The organism is Ruegeria sp. (assembly GCF_965221235.1).
In the GTDB taxonomy this organism is placed as follows: domain Bacteria; phylum Pseudomonadota; class Alphaproteobacteria; order Rhodobacterales; family Rhodobacteraceae; genus Ruegeria.
The window spans coordinates 2738205-2755054 of the sequence record NZ_CBDCRS010000004.1; the positions used below are offsets into that span (position 1 = coordinate 2738205).

Consider the following 16850-nt stretch of genomic DNA (forward strand, 5'->3'; position numbering starts at 1 on the left):
AATCAACACCGCGTGAATTGATGCCAGTCAAGGCAGCTTAATCGTATTCAGAGTAAAATTTAACCAAACCGTGTTTGATTGCCGAAACCGCGCAATCGGCAGGCAGGTTTCCGCGCGAATCCGGGCTAGCATGAGCAGGTCTTAAAACGGTTACCTATATGCGGCTAAAGTGAAGACATTGGGAGGATGGAAATGTCATCAATCAATTTGTATTCTGAAGCAGAGCAACTTGAAGAAAAGCTGAATGGCGCATGCCTGGATACACGCCTTGCCCTTCAGCCAAGCGTCACCAAAGTGATTGAACGGATGCGCCAGCAGGGTATGCACGTGCCGTCACGACTGCGCCGGCTGGATGCGGCCCTGTGCGAAGATGCGATGGAAGCTCAGTTCGATAACCTGCCGGTTTAAAGTGCGCGGTTAACCGAAGGAAATCCCAACGATCACCACCATCAGGCCGATCACAGACAGAAACAGCGAAGCCAGATTCCAGGGCAGAACGCTTTGAACCACAGCGCGCAGATCGTCGTCCGAAAGGCCGGATTTGCGCGCTTTCGCCACACGCAGGATGCACCAGATAAGGCCAACAAGCCCGGCAATCGACAGGGCGGCCCCGCCCCAGGTGATGTATTCGAACATGGTTCCCCACATCTGCTGTCCGTTTCCACCTGCGCTTAGCGGATAGGCACAGCTGGTACAAGCCCGACCGAGATTGGACGCTTGCGGCCCGGGCGGCGGCACTGTATCCGGCGTACTGCCCACTGTCGCAGCATCACAAACCCACCCCGAGGGAGAGACGTAAATGGATGACATGACCGAAGATCAGGCCGCCGCAAATTACCGCGTAACTGCGGGCGAGCTACGCCAGTTCATCGAACGGTTTGAACGTCTGGACGCCGAAAAGAAAGACCTGGCCGAACAGCAAAAAGAGGTGATGGCCGAAGCCAAAGCCCGCGGCTACGACACCAAGGTCATGCGCAAAGTGATTGCGCTGCGTAAGCGCGACAAAGACGACATTGCCGAAGAAGAAGCCGTGCTGGAAATGTACAAAGAAGCTTTGGGCATGAGCTAAAAGCACGTATTGCCTGTCTGGGTCTTCTGACCCGGCAGGCAGTGGTGTCATTCCAGGGTAACCCTGACGCGCGCAAAACTTGGAAACAGGTCAGGGTTCCAGCATCCGCACTCCCGACATTTTGGCCAGTCGCGCCATGTCCTGTTCGTACAGCTCGGAAAAAGCGTCGACGATTTCGGTGCTCCAACCGGGCAAGTCCAACTCTTCTTCGATTGCATCATGCTGCGCGTGATCGTGGAAGATCTGCGCCATGGCGTCGTGTTGGTTCGGGATATCCTGATCTGCGCCTTGTTCGACCAGCGCACGCAGTTTGCCTTGACCCATTTCGTCAAGCAGGGATAGCAGCAGATCGTTTTCGTCGGGCAACGCGGCCTCTTTTTTCAAACCGCCCATGGCACGAATGATATCTCCCCAGATGAACGGGGTATCTTCGTTGCGCCAAATGGTCAGTTGAACACCGGGCGCGAGATCACGGATATCCTCGATCATGCCAATCCAGCTGAGGCAGCTTAGATCTGTATCCCGGATGATGTTTCCTCGGGTCTCTTGCGGCAGTGACATCAGCAGCTTGGGTATGAAACTACCGGGGTTTCTCAGACCTATGAACAGCTCGATCTGGTGATTGGGAAAGGCGTCCTCCAACAGGGCCATCCTGCGTCCGGCAAATGGATAGAGCTGTCCTTCGCGCAAAGCAGACGAGAGTTCACCCGGGAAACTTTCGCTTGAAAAGACAGCTCTTTCATCCGTCGGGCTGTCTGGCAAGAAATTCCTGAGTTTCTCAAACTCCGCCGTATCGACAATCCCTGTTTCCAGTTGGTCAAAAGCGGGCTTGAACACCTGCCTGTACCGCCGTGGTCCAAAAATCGAAAGTTTGCCTTCGGTCAGAGCGGCCGCGTTTTTCTGCAATGACGCCAAAAGCCTGCCGTCATCCGTAAATGCCGCTCCCGCGTGGATAATAACCTGCATATTCGGCTCTTGCCCTTGCTTTTCGCCCTGCGTGCCGGGTTACAGTCTGCGATCCCGACAGTCAAACCTGGGCCGCTTATAAGCTTTGTGTCATTGAGAAGGAAAGAAACCCGACAATCTCTAATTCAAGGTAAAATATAGGCTTGCAGTCCCGCACAAGAGAAAGTAATCGACACCCAGTGCCCCTATAGCTCAGCTGGTAGAGCAACTGATTTGTAATCAGTAGGTCCGCGGTTCGAGTCCGTGTGGGGGCACCATTTAATCATTAAAAATCAATAAATTACGCGCAAACTGGCTGCGCAATCCTGCTGCCGATCAGGCGATCAGACATATAGCAGACATTTCGCACAGGCCGACATTGTCAGCCACAGGGGCCGTGATTCTCGGCGCACTATTCGATGCAAATGAGCGTGTGAGTTGCGCAACCAAAACGCCAGCTACATAGTTGAAACTTTCTGGTAGTGCTCGCGCTAAAAATGTGTAGTATCACCTTGAGACTACAGGAGAATCTTATGGCTGTTTATGTGGTTACGTGGAATTTGAACAAAGAGAAGTCAAATTACGCGGCTGCTCGTAGCGCTTTTATCAAGCAATTGGAAACTTACACTAACAAAGCAGACTCTGGCTTGGAGTCGGTAAGGTTTATTTCGACAAATCAAAGCGCCGATCAAGTCGACGCCCATCTGCGCAAGAAACTGGACACGAACGACCGACTTCTGGTGTCGAAAATGAATAACGGTGAGCATCAGGGGTGGCTGAGCAAAGACACATGGGAATGGATCAATGCCCGACTATAGTTATGACGGGATTGCCGACGATCTTGCACCACGACCTTTTTGACGGAAAGCCGCCCCTCCTGTAAATCCCGGCTTGGTACAGTGACCACAGGGTGCGTTGTCATGGGGGCGGCGTATCTCAAGCGCCTTTTTCAGCCGGAAATCTGGTGCATAAGTAAATGGACACCTCCATCTAGATCGGACCCCGCCCCCCACCTATAGGGGGGTATGTTATACCAGACCATGCAGCCGACGCCGCGACCGCACGTCTCGGCACCTAATACCTAAGCGGCAGCAAACTCAGCAGGGCGCATAGGGGTATGCAGGGCAATACTGTTCAATCCGCATCAAACCCGCTGGAACGTAACGGGCATAACAGAAACGTAACGGATGCACTCCCCTTAAATCATTGTTTTTATTGTATTGTTATGTTTGTTATATTTGTTACGTACATAAGTTCATCATAATATAAATATCAACAGTACGTATATACTGCAAAGGCAACGCGTACTTGCGCCACGCATCCCCCGTGAAAATCGTCCGAAAAACACACGATTTAAGGCCCCTTTCACAACGTAACAAGCGCCGAAAATCCACTTTTATATGAATGATTCCAATGCGTTGATGTGTTATTTTGAAACGTAACCACGGTACACGACGCTTCTTGAAACGAGGGGCGAAAAGGATTCGAATTGAAGATTCTTCACTACAAGGATCTTCAGGATGTTCGGATTTCTCCTCACCCCTCTGATGACAACGCTAAGCCCACATTTTGATCTGAGCAAGACGCGATTGGAGACCCTGGCCATAATGCTGATTGGTCTGGCAAACGGTCGAACTGTGAACCTTGGTCATCTGGCGAGTCAGTTCCCCGGCAGCGCTCTTCATGCATCGAGTTATCGCCGCCTTCAGCGCTTCTTCCAGCATGTTCGATTGGATGGAGATGTGGTTGCGCGGTTGATTATCTGCCTGCTTGATCTGAAGGGTCCAAAGCTCCTTGCGCTGGACCGGACCAACTGGAAGTTGGGCAAGACCGATATCAACTTTCTGGTTCTGGCGATCGTGACACGCCGCTTCAAGGTGCCTCTGATGTGGTCGCTTCTGGGTAACAGCGGTAATAGCTCAACGCGGCAACGCAAGAAGTTGATCCGACGATATCTTCGAGTGTTCGGGGCATCTTCCATTGAGGCTCTGCTGGCAGACCGGGAGTTCATTGGGGATAAGTGGTTGGATTTTCTCGCTGAAAACAACGTTCCATTCGTCGTCCGCTTACGCGAAAACATGCACATCCACACCGAAGACGGACGCCGGTTCCAGTTGCGTTCGCTGCTGCGCAAACGCCGCAAGGGCCAATGGAAAGGCTGGCTGGGCGGCATGGCGCACACGCCCAAGAACCTATTTCGCTTTCAGGGGAAACGGATCAAAGGTGGCGAGTTGATTTGGGTCGCAACAAACATCGACGCCCCAAAAAACCCACTCAAACTCTATCGCAAAAGGTGGGGCATTGAATGCCTCTTCGCAGATGCCAAAACTCGTGGCTTCAATATCGAAGACACTCACATCACCGACCCGCACAAGCTTGCGACACTCCTTACGATCGTTGCGCTGGCCATGACCTGGGCATACCGATGCGCAAGTCAGGCGATGGGCCGACAGGGGATCCCGAAAAAAGCCCACAAGCGGCGGGCAACGTCATGGTTCAGGGTCGGGTTCGACGCGCTCCGACGTTGGATCTTATATAACCCGGAAAAGGCTCTTCAGGCCTGGCGACGAACCTGCCCAAAGCGGTCGCTTTCAAGCCCCAAAATGGAGCGCGTTTGGCCATGAGTCGTGTACCATGAAACGTAACAAATAGGGGGCAGGTTCAAGTATGACGCCATATAGCCCACCGGATATATCGAATAAACACGGAAAATGGGTGGGGTGAGGCGAGACGCGCCAGCATGAATACCCCTCAGAACCCGGCTCAATGGGCACAAAAAAGCCCTCATGCCAGTGACACGGGGGCGAGGATGTCCACCGGCGACATGAACCCTGTGGACACTAGAATGGGGATTGATCAGTTCGACTATGCGCGGGCGTGTTGTTTCAGAGCCGCCTGAGATCGCTCTGCCTCTGCTTCCCACGTTTCGACATTCATAACCGGGACCATCATCAAGCCGGATGTTCGGCTTGTATTGGCGGCGTGTTCTTTTGCCAGCTTGTCTCGGGCCACAATAGTTTTGAATAGCCGGTCGAATGCTTTGGAGGCGGCGTCAGCCTCGGCTGCGGTTAAACTCTCTTGGCCCATGTATTCGCCAAATCGCTTTTGCAGTTCATCCACGTTGGCGCAGTCATCAAACTTGACGGGTCGCACCTGTTTGGCGCGTTCCGCAAACAGCAGCTTGGCGGCGTCCACGTTTCCAGCACGGGCCTTGAGTTCCAGCGCCTGCCGGACGCCCTGTTCTACTTCGGGGGTCATGTCGAAATCCTCACATCTGCCCACAACAATATGGCGGCTGAATCTGCGTGGCAAACGGTCTCAGAATGTGGGGTGTAAACGCCATCTCATTACCCTGTGGAAACGTGGATTACCGTTTGGGAACAATCGCCTAAGCGAATAAAATGGGGGCGTAAACTGAGGATGGATCAATGCTTGAAAATGACGTGCCAACCGGGATGGAATTTGATGAAAAGGACATGCGCAAGGACTTGGATTGGGCGATCCAAAACCGACCCATGTTCGGTGCGTTTAACCTGCTCTCAAAGGACAAAAGCCTGTACGCGCGAAAGTTTTTCTGCTTCCCGGATTTCGAACTGGCGCTGGCAGACATGCAGGACAACGCCGTTGAATACTTCCGTCGCAAGTCTGGTCCCAGAGTGACCCACGCCCGCGTCTATGTGTTGGACGGTCGGCGCGGCAAATCTGAGTTTCATGGTTTTGAATGGAATCCGGTCAATGGCGGCGGGCAAGGGCTGACTCGGATTGACTACCGAACTGAGTATGAAGAGAGTGACCCATATGCAGGTTACGCGATGATGGCTCTTATGGAGCAAAAGGGGCCGCAAAAGGTAGCCACAGTGGCCCGGGCGGCATGGACGATGATTGGCGACAAAGTTTCCGACCTATATCCGACCGCCGACTACCCCAAAGCCGCCCATATGATCCTGCTCCGCAAATCCCTGCTGCGCATGTCGCACCTGAACCCCTGCATCATGCGCACCCGTGGCAAGGACTTGCGTGGTCACGACACCATGATTGAGCATCTGGGCATCTATGATCAGCAACGGCACTGGTTCTTTTGAAGCACACAGAATTCAATCGAGTTTGTGGCTAGGTTTCATGCCGTTGGCAGAAATCCGGCGAGTACCTAGCCTTGAAGGAACTCGGGTCGCGCTGTAGTTGTTGACGACCGGTAATTTTCATCGCAGTCCAATTTTCCAACGAGTTAGGTAGTGTATTGGCGACCAAGGCAAACCATCATTTTATCCCGCAGTTTTACCTTCGTGGTTTTTCGGATGGTGTCGGGCGCAAAGCGAAGGTTTTTACCTTCGATAGCGACACCAAGACAGCATTCGTTACACTTGTTAGAAACGTTGGAAGCCGACGCCACTTCTTTCGAATCGAAGCGGACGGTGTTGACCCAAATGCGATTGAAGATGCAATGGCGGTAATTGAGGGTGAGTTTGCTGCGCATCTAGCGGATGTCATTAAGGCGAAAGCGTTTCCGACACCCGAGCACTTTAACTCAGTAATGAATATCTTGGCCAATATTTCAGTGAGAAATCCAAGGCTTAGGGAGCTCATGTCTGACTTTCACAAGGACATCGCAGAGAGGGTTTCTCACATGATGCTTTCATCTAAGGAGGTGTGGGAAAGCCAGACGGAGAAGATGCGCAGGGATGGCTATCCAGTCAATGACGACTTGACATACGAGGATATGAAGGAGTTTCACGAAAGTAAAAACTACGACATTATCATTGACCAAACCCATCTGATCCAAATGGAATTCAAGATGCTGGACCCGGTTTTGGAATGTTCCGCGCGTCGAAACTGGTGCTTTGTCAGTGCCCCCGAGGGGCATCAATACATTTGCAGCGATGATCCCGTTGTCTTGTCTTGGATAGATGAAACCAACAAAGGTCCGTACCCGCCTGGTCACGGCCTTAAGGGAACAATGGTTTTCTTCCCTCTGACCTCGAACCTACTTCTGATCGGTACCTACGAAGACTTACCCAAACAAATGACACACGAGCCGTTCCAAGTAGTCGCGACCAACACTCACATAGCTAGATACTCAACCAAACAGATATATGCCCGTGACGGTTCTTTCTTGATCGATTTGCACAATAGATCGAATGTTCGCGGTGAGGACTTGCCTCGCTTATTTGACCAGAAAGTACCGGAGCAGAGCTGATCGCTTTAACCAAGCGTTAAGCAATTACACTGTGGAAACTGTGCTTAGAAAATTATCCGGCCTGAACATGTCACAGGAAATCACAACGCAGATCCAGAAGTGGGGGAACGTGTCAAGAAAACGCCTAACGCCCCCACATACCACGCCCCAGAGGGCGACAGGGCCAGTGCTAGGCCGTGGCCCAGTCGTCGCTATCGTCGCCCCAATCAAACGATTGAATGCCCATGTGATCCAGGAACATTTGCCGCGCCTCGGGAAGCGGTGGCAGGAACAGGTGGCGGGCAACACTGGAAAAGCCGTTAATCGTTGATCGAGCATTTTTTGCCCCTGTGGTGACTGGTTTCACGGCGGCGCTGCCACCCCGCGCCGACAGACCTTTGCCCGCATAGCCTTGGCGCACAAAGTGTTCATGCAGAAGGTTCGCCCTGACTGCCCATCCTTCGGCTTTCAGTTCTGAACCGATTGGCAAAATTCCTTCCCGAAGCAGTTCACGCAAAATCCGGTCTGGGCCGGTGGCGGATTCCATTTTCTGCTCATCCCGACCTGCGGTGTATGGAATGCGTGTCGCCTTGAAGTGACCAATATCCCGTGTCCACAGGTGGTGCATGAATGCGCTCAACTCGGCTTTGTAGGTCGCCCGGAACTGGCCCCAGAATGCCCGATCTTCGGCATGTTTGGGTGATACCTTGAGAACAAACATACGCCGGTCATGACGGGCGAGGTGTGCGACATAGGCGGCGTTGGACGTCATGAATATGCGGGCGCAATTCCGTGCCTCGACTGCCGCGATGCCTTTGGCGTTGTAGCTCAAGGTTTCATTGGTAATCAGGGCCTTGATCTTGCTTTCAAGTTTGCGGTCGTTTGGTGCTACAGCCTCCTCGAAATGTAGGAGCAGCTTATCTTTGGCGGCGGAATTGAACTGACCGACAAACGTATCTGCGTCTGCCGTTGTTCCGCAGTATTTCGGGCCAAACAACTCTCGCAGAATTTCCACGAAGGTCGATTTCCCGGTGCCCTGTTCTTCGCTTTGTAAAATGATGGCTGTTCCGGGCAAGTCCGATGGCTGTTGCACCATGTGGGCAAGGTAGTCGAGAACGTAAGCCTCGCATGTATCATTACCGGCGCAAACAATATCGCGGATCAGATAGTGGATAGCAGGCCATTGCCCCGCGACAGGCTGAGTACCCCATCCCTCAAATGTATTCAGGACACGTCCCTCGGGCTGCATGACAACCCGCTCCGTCATCCCATAGCACATTTCTCTTTTGAAATAACGGGGTGACATTGGGGAATCTAACCAAGTTTGAGCGGCTGAACCAATGATAGGCGCGCCGTTTTCATCCCATCCAGCCAATACTTTATCTTGGCGGCGCGCGCGGACAAACTCGGGTTCTGTCCAGCAGGCATATGCCCCTGTGAACCCATCCGGCCGGTTGAGAAATACCATTTTCTTACCGCCATAGTTCTCGATGATGTGGTACATTTCCTTGTATTTACGGAACACATTTCGACGGTCTATCTGCGCTTCTTCGAGGACCATAGCCATCATGTACCGGTTCATTTCAGCGGACTCGGGAAAGTCATCTCCGAAGGCTTCAAATGCCATCTGGATTTCCAGCAATCGCTCGACTGCCCGCTGTTTATCCCGTTTCTCAAATACGTCCCGTACTTCCCCCAAGTCGCGGACGCCGCGTTCGAGATAACCCACAATCGGGGCCAACGCGTCTGTGTCGCAGTGTCGCCGCATAACGGCTTGTTGCAGAAGGGAAAGGGCATGATGCTGAACGCGGTAATTCACGTAGTCGCTCTGTTCTGACAAGCATTCACGGGTCAGGTCACCGACCACTCCATCCTGACCTTCGGACAACGCGCGCTGTCTACGGTTCGCCTCTGTTGTAGCCAGCGCAGCCTTCCAGTCTTCGGGCCATAAACGCTCCATCTTGGCCAAACGAGTTTCGCCCCGGCCGTCATCAATCTGCATAAGTGGACTGTTCGTCAGCACGCTGTAGGCCCGCCGCTCGTCCGTACAAAACTCGGCGAGTGTGTGAATGATGCCGATCCGGGCCTGTGAAACGTCGCGGCACTCACCAGTGCGAAATGCGTGGCCATGTACGCCATTGCCGATGATAGCCCTCAATCGCGTCTCGCTGCTGATATACGGGGTAACCTTAGTGTCCACAGTTGGCCGCGCCACCGGCTTCTTGGCGAAGTCGCGCAACAAGTTATTTGCCGCCTCGCTAATGTCTGGGGTTTCGGTGCAATCATTGACCGCGTTACCGGTGATCAAAAGGCAGCTGGTAAAAAGCAAATCCAATTCCACATCTCGGACAGGCAGCTTTTCTTTGTGGTGCCGCACATCAGTGCCGCGACCAATGTAGTGCAATCCGCGTCCAGAGATAGATCGTTCGCAATAGGTGAAGCCAATTAGCGCCGATGCCAGAGCTTCGCGGAGCCTTGTCGCCATCGGCACGAAGCTAGGTGCGACCTTCTCCATCGGATCGAGGTCAAGGCAGATGAAATCATTGCCGACGCCTAGAACGAACATGAGGTTCAGGCTGGGATCGTGCTCGACTGCTTCAAGCACTTCTTCATACGAGCATAGGTAATCCGGATTTTTCCATCTCGCTCCGGTATCGGCGTTGTCAACGATGACTTTGCCATTGCGGACGGGGAACGGCTTCTTCTTCCCGCCTGTGGATACCAACCAGCTGCGGCTGTCTTTCATTTCAGGTGGGATCATTGCAAAGCGCGTCGCTGCGGTTGGGATGGGGGCCACTGCGGAAGCATCAAATGGTGTGGTAAATCGCGGCATGACTTCTGCCTCATTCCGTGTCGAAAACGGGATTTTGTCTGACATACGTCTGCTTGGAAGCAGTAGGTCAGATTACCCCTTTGATTTTTATGGGTAGTTTGTAGTAGGCCCGCTGATCATTTGTCAGCGAGCCGATTTTTGAGGGCGATACAGGCTCAATGCCCACCGCTCGGCCCGTCCTTCTTCGCAGGGGGCTGTTCCGCGCCGATGGCTTTTTCAAGTTCGCGCTGTGCCTCTGCCAAGAACTTGCCGTCAGCCTGTTCTTGGACTCGTTTCAGGTCCACGTCGGTCATGTTTTGCCATGACGCTACGGTCTCGATTGTAACGCCTTGCGCCTGAGCCGTCACAGCGAACGCCTTGAGACGGTTTTGGGCATGGGATTGCATTTCCCGAGCCTGCTTTACCTGCTCAATTTCGGAGGCGTGTTTAACGGTGTCCACAGGGTTTGCCGTCATCGGGGCTGGGTGGCTGGCCTTGGATGTAGCGCCAGAAAACAGTACGGCCCCGGTCATGTCGCAGATCACGGATTGGCGGACAAAGGCGTCAGGGGCGATATGACGCAGCGGCTCATATTTACTTTCCAGTCGATCTTTCGGGTTGATGAACTGGTGGCCTGCCTGCGGTGGCTGATTGAAACGGCGGATGGCATCGTGATACCGCGCCGTGCGAGCCAACAGTCGCGCGAAACCGGGACAAGCTTGCATAAACTCACGCATCAAGGTGTGCAGTTCAGCACCCTCATTTTGCAGCGCCGTGTAGTCGCGCTTTTGCTGTTCATCGCGCACCCGGACAGTGACCAGCCGATGCAATTCCTCCAATCGTGGCAAGGCATCGCTGAACATGTCCAGTTGCCCTTGCAGCGCCAACAGATCACGTTTCGCACTTTCGCGGTCCTCGTCTTCGGTGGTGATGTCCCGGACAACCTTCTGCTTTTCAGTAATTTCGCCTTCCAGATCGCCGATGAGGTTTTGGGTTTCGTCGGTGAGATGTTGAACCGCGTCTGGCGTGAAGGACTTGCCGTGGGTTTTCAAAGCCCGCTTAATCTCGCCGCTCAAGTGCAGTTCTTTTGCGATTGCCTTGGTCATTTCAGCGTTCCACTTCTTGGAGTGATTGTACCCATGCCGAGACGTCTGAGTATCGCCACGCCACGGTGTTTGCGCTCGTCTTGAGCGGTTTGGGAAATTCGTTGTTTCGGATTTTTGCGTACAGGGTCGAGACGGACAGACCCGTCAAATCGACAACCTGCTGACGCCGGAGAAGTCTGATCTCGTCCATTGTGTCGCCCTCAATTGCTGTGCTGCAATCAACGTATTCGGCTCAATCGGGGGGTGCATGTGATGTATGGGGAGGCCCCCCAAAAATCACACAATAGTATGGTCTCCACAGGTGGCTGGGGGCATCATCCGGGCGCGTGGCGCCCCTTTACGCATCTTCAAATTCCGCGTTGTACGGCGGTTTTGAAGACGGCGTGTATGTCGGGGCATTTAAGGGCGTTGTCGCGTTGTGAACCTAGCAACAACGCGACAGACAGGCGGGATCGACGCTTCTTTGTATCGGGTGCAACAGGTGGGGCCGTTAGCCCCGGTAATAAGCCGTCCAAGCGGCGGACTCTGTGAAACGAACAGTGTCTTCGAAATGGGCGGCGCAAACGCGGGCAACGATTGCGCAAGCGCAATCGTGTGAATTGTCCTTGCTATGCGAGGCTTTGATTCCAAGTTCTTTGACTAGGATAGTCACAAGCGTTTTCATCAATGCTTTACGTTGATCACCCCCATTGGGGTCGGATCGCCGTTTCCCGGGTTTTGGACGTGGAACCAGATTAAGTTCAAATTGAAGGTCGCGGAAGTGACGGTGTTCAACACCCCAGATTTTATATGCCTCGGCCATTCGGCCAACCAAATCCGCTGCCTCGTCCCATGCTGCTTGGTTTTGCTTTTCCAATGCCGCTTCCAACAACCGCAGAATCAAGTCCCGTTGTGCCTCAGGATCAAGAGCGCAAAAGTCGTTGTATGCTTGAACTCGGTCAGGGATAGCCGGGTAGCCCAGTTCACGCAGTAGCACGGCATCGTCGGTCCGAATTGCAGCAATGATCGGATCGGGGAAGGTGCGCCGAAGGTAGCGGGTCAGCAGGCCCACAGGATCGGTTGCGCTTGTCATACAGCCAACCTCACAACATTGGATTCCCGCTGCGTGATCAATGCGGCCCATTCATCCAGCACCTTGGCACGTTGGGGTAGTTGGCTGGACATGTTGTAGACCCGCGCGACGGCTGATGCCGCTGACCCTGTGGCTGCATGATTGAGGATGCGATCCACAACACCTTCATTGGCCCCGGATTCCGCCATGACAGTGGCAAACGATGTGCGGAAATCATGAAACCGCCAAGGCTCAAGATCAGGCAGCAGTTTGTCCAATTCTCGCTTCATCTTGCTGAACCCTGATACCGGGCTGTTGCCTGTGGTCGTGAAGAGCAAATCCCAATCGCCTTGCTCTGGCAGTTCCGCCAGTGCTGCCTCTGATAAGTGAACAATATGCGCCCGTCCTGATTTGGTGCGAGCGGCAGGCAAGGTGAAGCGCTGCTTTTCAAGTTCGACCTCGGACCAGCGCAGGTGCGCAATGTCCGAACGGCGCTGTGCGGTCAGGATGAGCAGACGAACTATCGGTGTCCACAGGGGGCTAAGGAACGCGGCTGCATCATAGATAGCGCGGATTTCGTCCAACGTCAGAACCCGGTCGCGCGGTTTTTCACGCACTGCATTCGACAGGCCTGCACCAATGTTCTCGTCCGTGTATGATCTCTGCCACGCAAACTTGCCGAACGCGCTCAATGCAGCCTTGTATCGGTTTGCGTGAATCGGGGCATGGGCTGCGGTCGCATCAATGAAAGCCTGCATGTCGCGCCGGGTCAGCTTGGAAATCGGTTTGGTCGAATGGTCAGCCAATGCGGCCTGTAACTGGCGGTAACGCTCAGAGCCGGATTTCAGGTTGTCGAGATGAAGCGTCTTATATGCGTCCAAAACTGTGGCGACCGTTGTCTTGCGGATTTGCTCGGCTTTGCGGTCGACGCCTTCCATGGCCTCTTTCTCAAGCGCGATAGCTTTCTCTCGTGCCTCCGACAGGGTGATGGCAGGAAAACGGCCAAGGGTGTGGCTGCGCAAGGGACCGCCACGAATGCGCTTTTCAAATATCCATGTTTTGATCCCGGTTGGGGTTACTCGAACGCGAAGACCGACCCGCAGGCTGTCCGATACGTCATAGCGCTTGTCCCTCGCCTTGAGCGCAGCAACCGAGCGATCCGTCAATCTGACACGTTCAACCATATCCAATCCCTTTCAAACTGGCCGACCTACTTCCGGTCTGGCCTCTTCATCCGTAGGGCGACGAGGATCTGTGCATCAACAAGAAATAAGATCACTTTTCTTGGTCTTAAATCATCATTTCAAATCAGCATGTTGAGGCTTGGCTGAACATTGCCCGGCACATGACGGGGTCAGTCTCTCAATCCAGATAAGGCCAGTCTCTCATTTCATCCTGTCAGACATATGGCAGACAATTTCACAAATCACGCGTCGCATTCGCATGTAATGAATGATAACGCCTCGCAATGTGGCTGGCACCGTTAATGTAATGAAATCAATCTCTTAGATGCAACGCATCGCAATGGATCGCACGCCGTCGCAACGCCCTTGCTACTTGATTTGTAATCAGTAGGTCCGCGGTTCGAGTCCGTGTGGGGGCACCATTTAAACACCAGTCAAATCCCTTGTAACTAAGACGTTTCCTCAACAATTTGAGGTGCTTACCGAATCTTCGGTTGGGTTTGATTATGGTTAGAACGTATCATGAACCTTGTAACGAAACGGTCATTACAAGGATGTGGTATGCCGCAGATTAAGTTCACGGATTCGACGCTCAAGTCGCTGTCCACAACCAAGACAACGTGGTTCTCAGATCCGTCCTGCAAGGGGTTGCGCCTCTGCGTGACCAAAAGCAGGGTCAAAACTTGGTACGTGACCAAGTGGGATTCTGGCGCGCAAAAAACACGGTCGGTCAAGCTGGCGCAGTGGGCGAGCAAAGGCGCGCACTGCGCTTGGGCCAAGAAGCAGATGGGCGCGACGCTGCTCGACATCCACGAGGGCAATGTGCTGACTCGCGATGAGCGCGAAACTCAGAAGGCGGCTCTTGGTATTCCGACATTTGCCGAGGCTCTGGAACAGTACATCGAACACCGCACAAGTGAACGGGCGTCGGGTAAGGCTCCTATGGTTGAGAAAACCGCCAAGGATTACCGCAACACATTCAAGCTGCGTTTCGCGCGCTGGGCAGACGTTCATGTGGACGAACTGCCGATTCTCGAAATCAATCAGTACCTAAACACGCTGCAATTGACGCGCCCGCATGGCGCGCGGACGGCATCTGTTCTGGCCGGGGCAGTGGTTCGTTTCGTAAACCGGCTGTGCGCCTTGGCGCTGCCGATTCCATCGCTGCTGGACAACACCACGATCAAGAGCCGCGTCGAAACCGGCAAACTCGACCTGTCCGTGCCATGGGCTGACCGCTGGGCTGAGATCGAGCAGATACCTAATGAACATATCCGCCTCTGGTGGATGCTGACTTGGTACACGGGATTTCGGCAAGAGACGTTCCGCGCCCTCACGTGGGATCAGGTTGATCTTAAGAACGGTGCAATCACGTTCCGGCGCAGCAAGCACACCTATGACCGCAGTATTGCCGTTTCAGATGATGCGGTGCGGATGCTCAAGCGCCTGCGCAAAATCCGGTATGACGATTGCGATTGGGTGTTCCCGTCCCGGCGCATCATCGGAGACAAGCGCAAACACCTCGGCCAGATGGATGGGCTTGAGCTGACCAATCCCGGCGACCTGCGGCATTTCTGGATGACGGCGGCACGCGAGGTTTGCTCGCGCCATGTGCACCGCTGGCTTGCGCAGCAGACGCTGACAGACAATGACCTGCGCATGCTCGGGCATTATGGTGAACCGAGCTTTGATGAGCAGAAGCGCGGGGCGGATGCCATCGCCGAGGCGATAAATAAGCAGCTTCAGGATACACCTTGCAATGTTGTTGAAATTGGTCGAAAGCACGCCTAAGTTGAAATCACTTGCCCCTGACCACAGGAAAAACCTCGGTTGTGATCAGGAGGCCGATTGGCGTCTGCGTCGGTGAAAGATCTGACAGAAGCAGTCCGAGACACGCCACGGCGATATGGGCTTCATCATCATATGGAGTTACCATGACTATCGACGAGCTCGGTCAGCAATTGGCTGGCCTACGCGTGGACCTCGTCCGCGCAAATCCACCCCAAGTAATGAACCCAGAAGAAGCGGCGACGTTTCTTGGTGTCACCACGGAAACGCTGTTCCGGTGGCGCAAAGATCGTTTTGGCCCGCCGTATTCGCAGCCAACGAGCCGGGTAGTTCGCTACCTGCGTGATGATGTGGTCGCATGGATGAGGGAGCAGGGCTGATGATCACCAAGATTGAATTGCACGAAGATGGTGAGAGCTGTGACGTTCACACGGAAGATGGCTTTGTCGTTTCAATGAGAGTCGCCGCTGCTCGAGCCAAAACCCGGTTCGAGCGCGCATATACGCAACAGACGAACCGCGTTTGGACGTATCGCGGTGATCACAAGGCGCTGGTCGAACCTCTGTTGCGCAACGCCGAGACACGGTGCCCTGTGACTGGTCAATGGCGCGCGACCCGCAACTGGGCTCTCGATTACTGTCACCAGAACCATCTGGATCGCGGGTTAGATGACGCGAAGTTCTTTTCAGGCGCAGCGTTGTTCGAGCATGGCCGGTACATCGTGCAACGCAAGTCGCTGCTCTCGAACGCGCGGGAACATGGTTTCTGTGGGCATGACCAACGCTTTAGCAAAGACCTAAAGGCAGCAGGGTTGAGACTCGGGAAACCTACGACGATTGCCAACACGTCAGTAAGGCCATGGGTGCTTGATTTGTCCGAGGAGGAGCTCGCATGATTACGCGCGAATGGGTTCTTGAATACTGCCATCAAAACCATCGTCTGCGTTCGCGTGGGCTAAAGGACGCACCGTTCCATCAGGGAGCGGCGTTGTTCGACGGTGAGCGATATTTGGTTAAGTGGGCACCGTTGAAGGCCGGTGCCAGAGCGGCTGGTTGGTCAGGATCGGCAGCCGAGTTCGCAAAGGCATTGCGCGCGGTCGGTATGGTGTCGAGACAGAACACGACGGTGGCAAAAAGACAGTGTCGCCCGTGGGTGCTGGAACTGACAGAACAGGAGAAACAGACGGTCGAGTGTGAACCGTGTGGTTAGAAAACTGCGTTACGCGTGCGCGCACACAACGCGTACGCGCGTGTACTGCTCGTTTTCGGGAGCGATGCCCTGTGTTTTGTGCGGTTTCTGCGGTTTTGGGTAGTATCACCTTGGTTTCAGGTGGTTTTTCCGACGCTACAGGACCACCAAAGTTTGACCACAGGCAAAAGTGCGTGCGGTCCCGTGTCCAGAATGCTTTGTAGCAGTGATCAGTAAGGCGTTTTTGTTTGACGCCTCGCGCGCGCGTACGCGAAGAGATCGCCAAATCCTGGGATTATTGCGCCCATCTGGGTATGGACGCATCTCTGCACATATGTCCCTGACTCCCGGCGGATATCCGTCATCTGCGCACAAATGCCTATAGCAAGTGATGTTCTGTCACTTGGTCTGACCACTCAACCGATTGAACTAACAGCACAATCCTGCCCGAAATCCTTGTGACAATCCTTGTAACGACGGATTTGACTGGTTTATCGCGGTCAACTGCCTCGACCACCCCTTTTCTCTGAGCCA

Annotated in this window: 18 protein-coding genes and 2 tRNA genes; 12 read left to right on the top strand and 8 right to left on the bottom strand. The window is 53.9% G+C overall.

The genetic code is table 11. The annotated features are described in order from the left end of the window. Nucleotides 1–192 precede the first annotated feature (192 nt). Nucleotides 193–408 (top strand): hypothetical protein, encoded by a 216-nt coding sequence (locus ACOQOY_RS16980; protein ID WP_420586534.1) that lies wholly within the window; start codon nt 193–195, stop codon nt 406–408. Nucleotides 409–417: 9 nt separating this feature from the next. Here ACOQOY_RS16980 and ACOQOY_RS16985 read toward each other — a convergent pair whose 3' ends face one another. Beyond that, nucleotides 418–636, bottom strand: coding sequence for a hypothetical protein (locus ACOQOY_RS16985; RefSeq protein ID WP_420586535.1), 219 nt, complete (start codon nt 634–636; stop codon nt 418–420). Nucleotides 637–799: 163 nt separating this feature from the next. Here ACOQOY_RS16985 and ACOQOY_RS16990 point away from each other — a divergent pair, with 163 nt between their 5' ends. Continuing rightward, on the top strand, nt 800–1069 hold the full coding sequence (locus ACOQOY_RS16990; RefSeq protein ID WP_170493552.1) for a DUF2312 domain-containing protein: 270 nt from the start codon (nt 800–802) through the stop codon (nt 1067–1069). Between the two features lie 90 nt (nt 1070–1159). Here the strand turns inward: ACOQOY_RS16990 and ACOQOY_RS16995 are convergent, their stop codons facing one another. After that, nucleotides 1160–2035, bottom strand: coding sequence for a hypothetical protein (locus ACOQOY_RS16995; protein ID WP_420586536.1), 876 nt, complete (start codon nt 2033–2035; stop codon nt 1160–1162). A 181-nt stretch (nt 2036–2216) separates the two neighbouring features. Here ACOQOY_RS16995 and ACOQOY_RS17000 point away from each other — a divergent pair. The 3 genes from ACOQOY_RS17000 to ACOQOY_RS17010 all read left to right on the top strand — a co-directional run bounded on the left by ACOQOY_RS17000 (nt 2217) and on the right by ACOQOY_RS17010 (nt 4638). Next, nucleotides 2217–2292: transfer RNA gene (locus ACOQOY_RS17000), tRNA-Thr, on the top strand. A gap of 255 nt (nt 2293–2547) precedes the next feature. Further along, entirely contained in the window at nt 2548–2832 is a 285-nt protein-coding gene (locus ACOQOY_RS17005; RefSeq protein WP_171105563.1) for a hypothetical protein, read from the top strand. Between the two features lie 702 nt (nt 2833–3534). Beyond that, a complete protein-coding gene (locus ACOQOY_RS17010; RefSeq protein WP_420583443.1) occupies nt 3535–4638 on the top strand; it encodes an IS4 family transposase in 1104 nt (367 codons plus the stop codon). Between the two features lie 241 nt (nt 4639–4879). Here ACOQOY_RS17010 and ACOQOY_RS17015 read toward each other — a convergent pair whose 3' ends face one another. Continuing rightward, nucleotides 4880–5272 (bottom strand): hypothetical protein, encoded by a 393-nt coding sequence (locus ACOQOY_RS17015; RefSeq protein WP_420586537.1) that lies wholly within the window; start codon nt 5270–5272, stop codon nt 4880–4882. Between the two features lie 170 nt (nt 5273–5442). On the opposite strand from ACOQOY_RS17015, the gene ACOQOY_RS17020 reads away from it, so the two are divergent. Beyond that, entirely contained in the window at nt 5443–6096 is a 654-nt protein-coding gene (locus ACOQOY_RS17020; RefSeq protein WP_420586538.1) for a hypothetical protein, read from the top strand. Nucleotides 6097–6251: 155 nt separating this feature from the next. Continuing rightward, nucleotides 6252–7208, top strand: a complete 957-nt coding sequence (locus ACOQOY_RS17025; protein WP_420586539.1) for a DUF4238 domain-containing protein — start codon at nt 6252–6254, stop codon at nt 7206–7208. Between the two features lie 169 nt (nt 7209–7377). On the opposite strand, the gene ACOQOY_RS17030 is transcribed toward ACOQOY_RS17025, so the two are convergent. The 5 genes from ACOQOY_RS17030 to ACOQOY_RS17050 form a co-directional block, all read right to left on the bottom strand. Next, nucleotides 7378–10020 carry a DUF5906 domain-containing protein gene (locus tag ACOQOY_RS17030; protein WP_420586540.1) on the bottom strand — a complete coding sequence of 881 codons (2643 nt, stop codon included), beginning with the start codon at nt 10018–10020 and terminating at the stop codon, nt 7378–7380. A gap of 155 nt (nt 10021–10175) precedes the next feature. After that, nucleotides 10176–11105 carry a hypothetical protein gene (locus tag ACOQOY_RS17035; protein ID WP_420586541.1) on the bottom strand — a complete coding sequence of 310 codons (930 nt, stop codon included), beginning with the start codon at nt 11103–11105 and terminating at the stop codon, nt 10176–10178. A gap of 1 nt (nt 11106) precedes the next feature. After that, a complete protein-coding gene (locus ACOQOY_RS17040; RefSeq protein ID WP_420586542.1) occupies nt 11107–11295 on the bottom strand; it encodes a helix-turn-helix transcriptional regulator in 189 nt (62 codons plus the stop codon). A gap of 300 nt (nt 11296–11595) precedes the next feature. Next, a complete protein-coding gene (locus ACOQOY_RS17045; protein WP_420586543.1) occupies nt 11596–12156 on the bottom strand; it encodes a hypothetical protein in 561 nt (186 codons plus the stop codon). A gap of 17 nt (nt 12157–12173) precedes the next feature. Next, nucleotides 12174–13340 (bottom strand): tyrosine-type recombinase/integrase, encoded by a 1167-nt coding sequence (locus tag ACOQOY_RS17050; RefSeq protein ID WP_420586544.1) that lies wholly within the window; start codon nt 13338–13340, stop codon nt 12174–12176. Between the two features lie 351 nt (nt 13341–13691). Between ACOQOY_RS17050 and ACOQOY_RS17055 the strand changes: the two genes are divergently transcribed. The 5 genes from ACOQOY_RS17055 (at nt 13692) to ACOQOY_RS17075 (ending at nt 16337) form a co-directional block, all read left to right on the top strand. Further along, nucleotides 13692–13762, top strand: a tRNA-Thr gene (locus ACOQOY_RS17055). A gap of 139 nt (nt 13763–13901) precedes the next feature. Further along, nucleotides 13902–15131 (top strand): tyrosine-type recombinase/integrase, encoded by a 1230-nt coding sequence (locus tag ACOQOY_RS17060; RefSeq protein ID WP_420586545.1) that lies wholly within the window; start codon nt 13902–13904, stop codon nt 15129–15131. 143 nt (nt 15132–15274) lie between these two features. Then, nucleotides 15275–15508, top strand: a complete 234-nt coding sequence (locus ACOQOY_RS17065; protein WP_420586546.1) for a helix-turn-helix transcriptional regulator — start codon at nt 15275–15277, stop codon at nt 15506–15508. Continuing rightward, nucleotides 15508–16023: a hypothetical protein gene (locus tag ACOQOY_RS17070; protein WP_420586547.1), complete on the top strand. Its 516-nt coding sequence runs from the start codon at nt 15508–15510 to the stop codon at nt 16021–16023. Before ACOQOY_RS17065 ends, ACOQOY_RS17070 begins: the two co-directional genes overlap by 1 nt. Beyond that, the gene (locus ACOQOY_RS17075) at nt 16020–16337 is read left to right on the top strand and encodes a hypothetical protein (protein WP_420586548.1); all 318 of its coding nucleotides are present in this window, start codon (nt 16020–16022) and stop codon (nt 16335–16337) included. Before ACOQOY_RS17070 ends, ACOQOY_RS17075 begins: the two co-directional genes overlap by 4 nt. Nucleotides 16338–16850 lie beyond the last annotated feature (513 nt).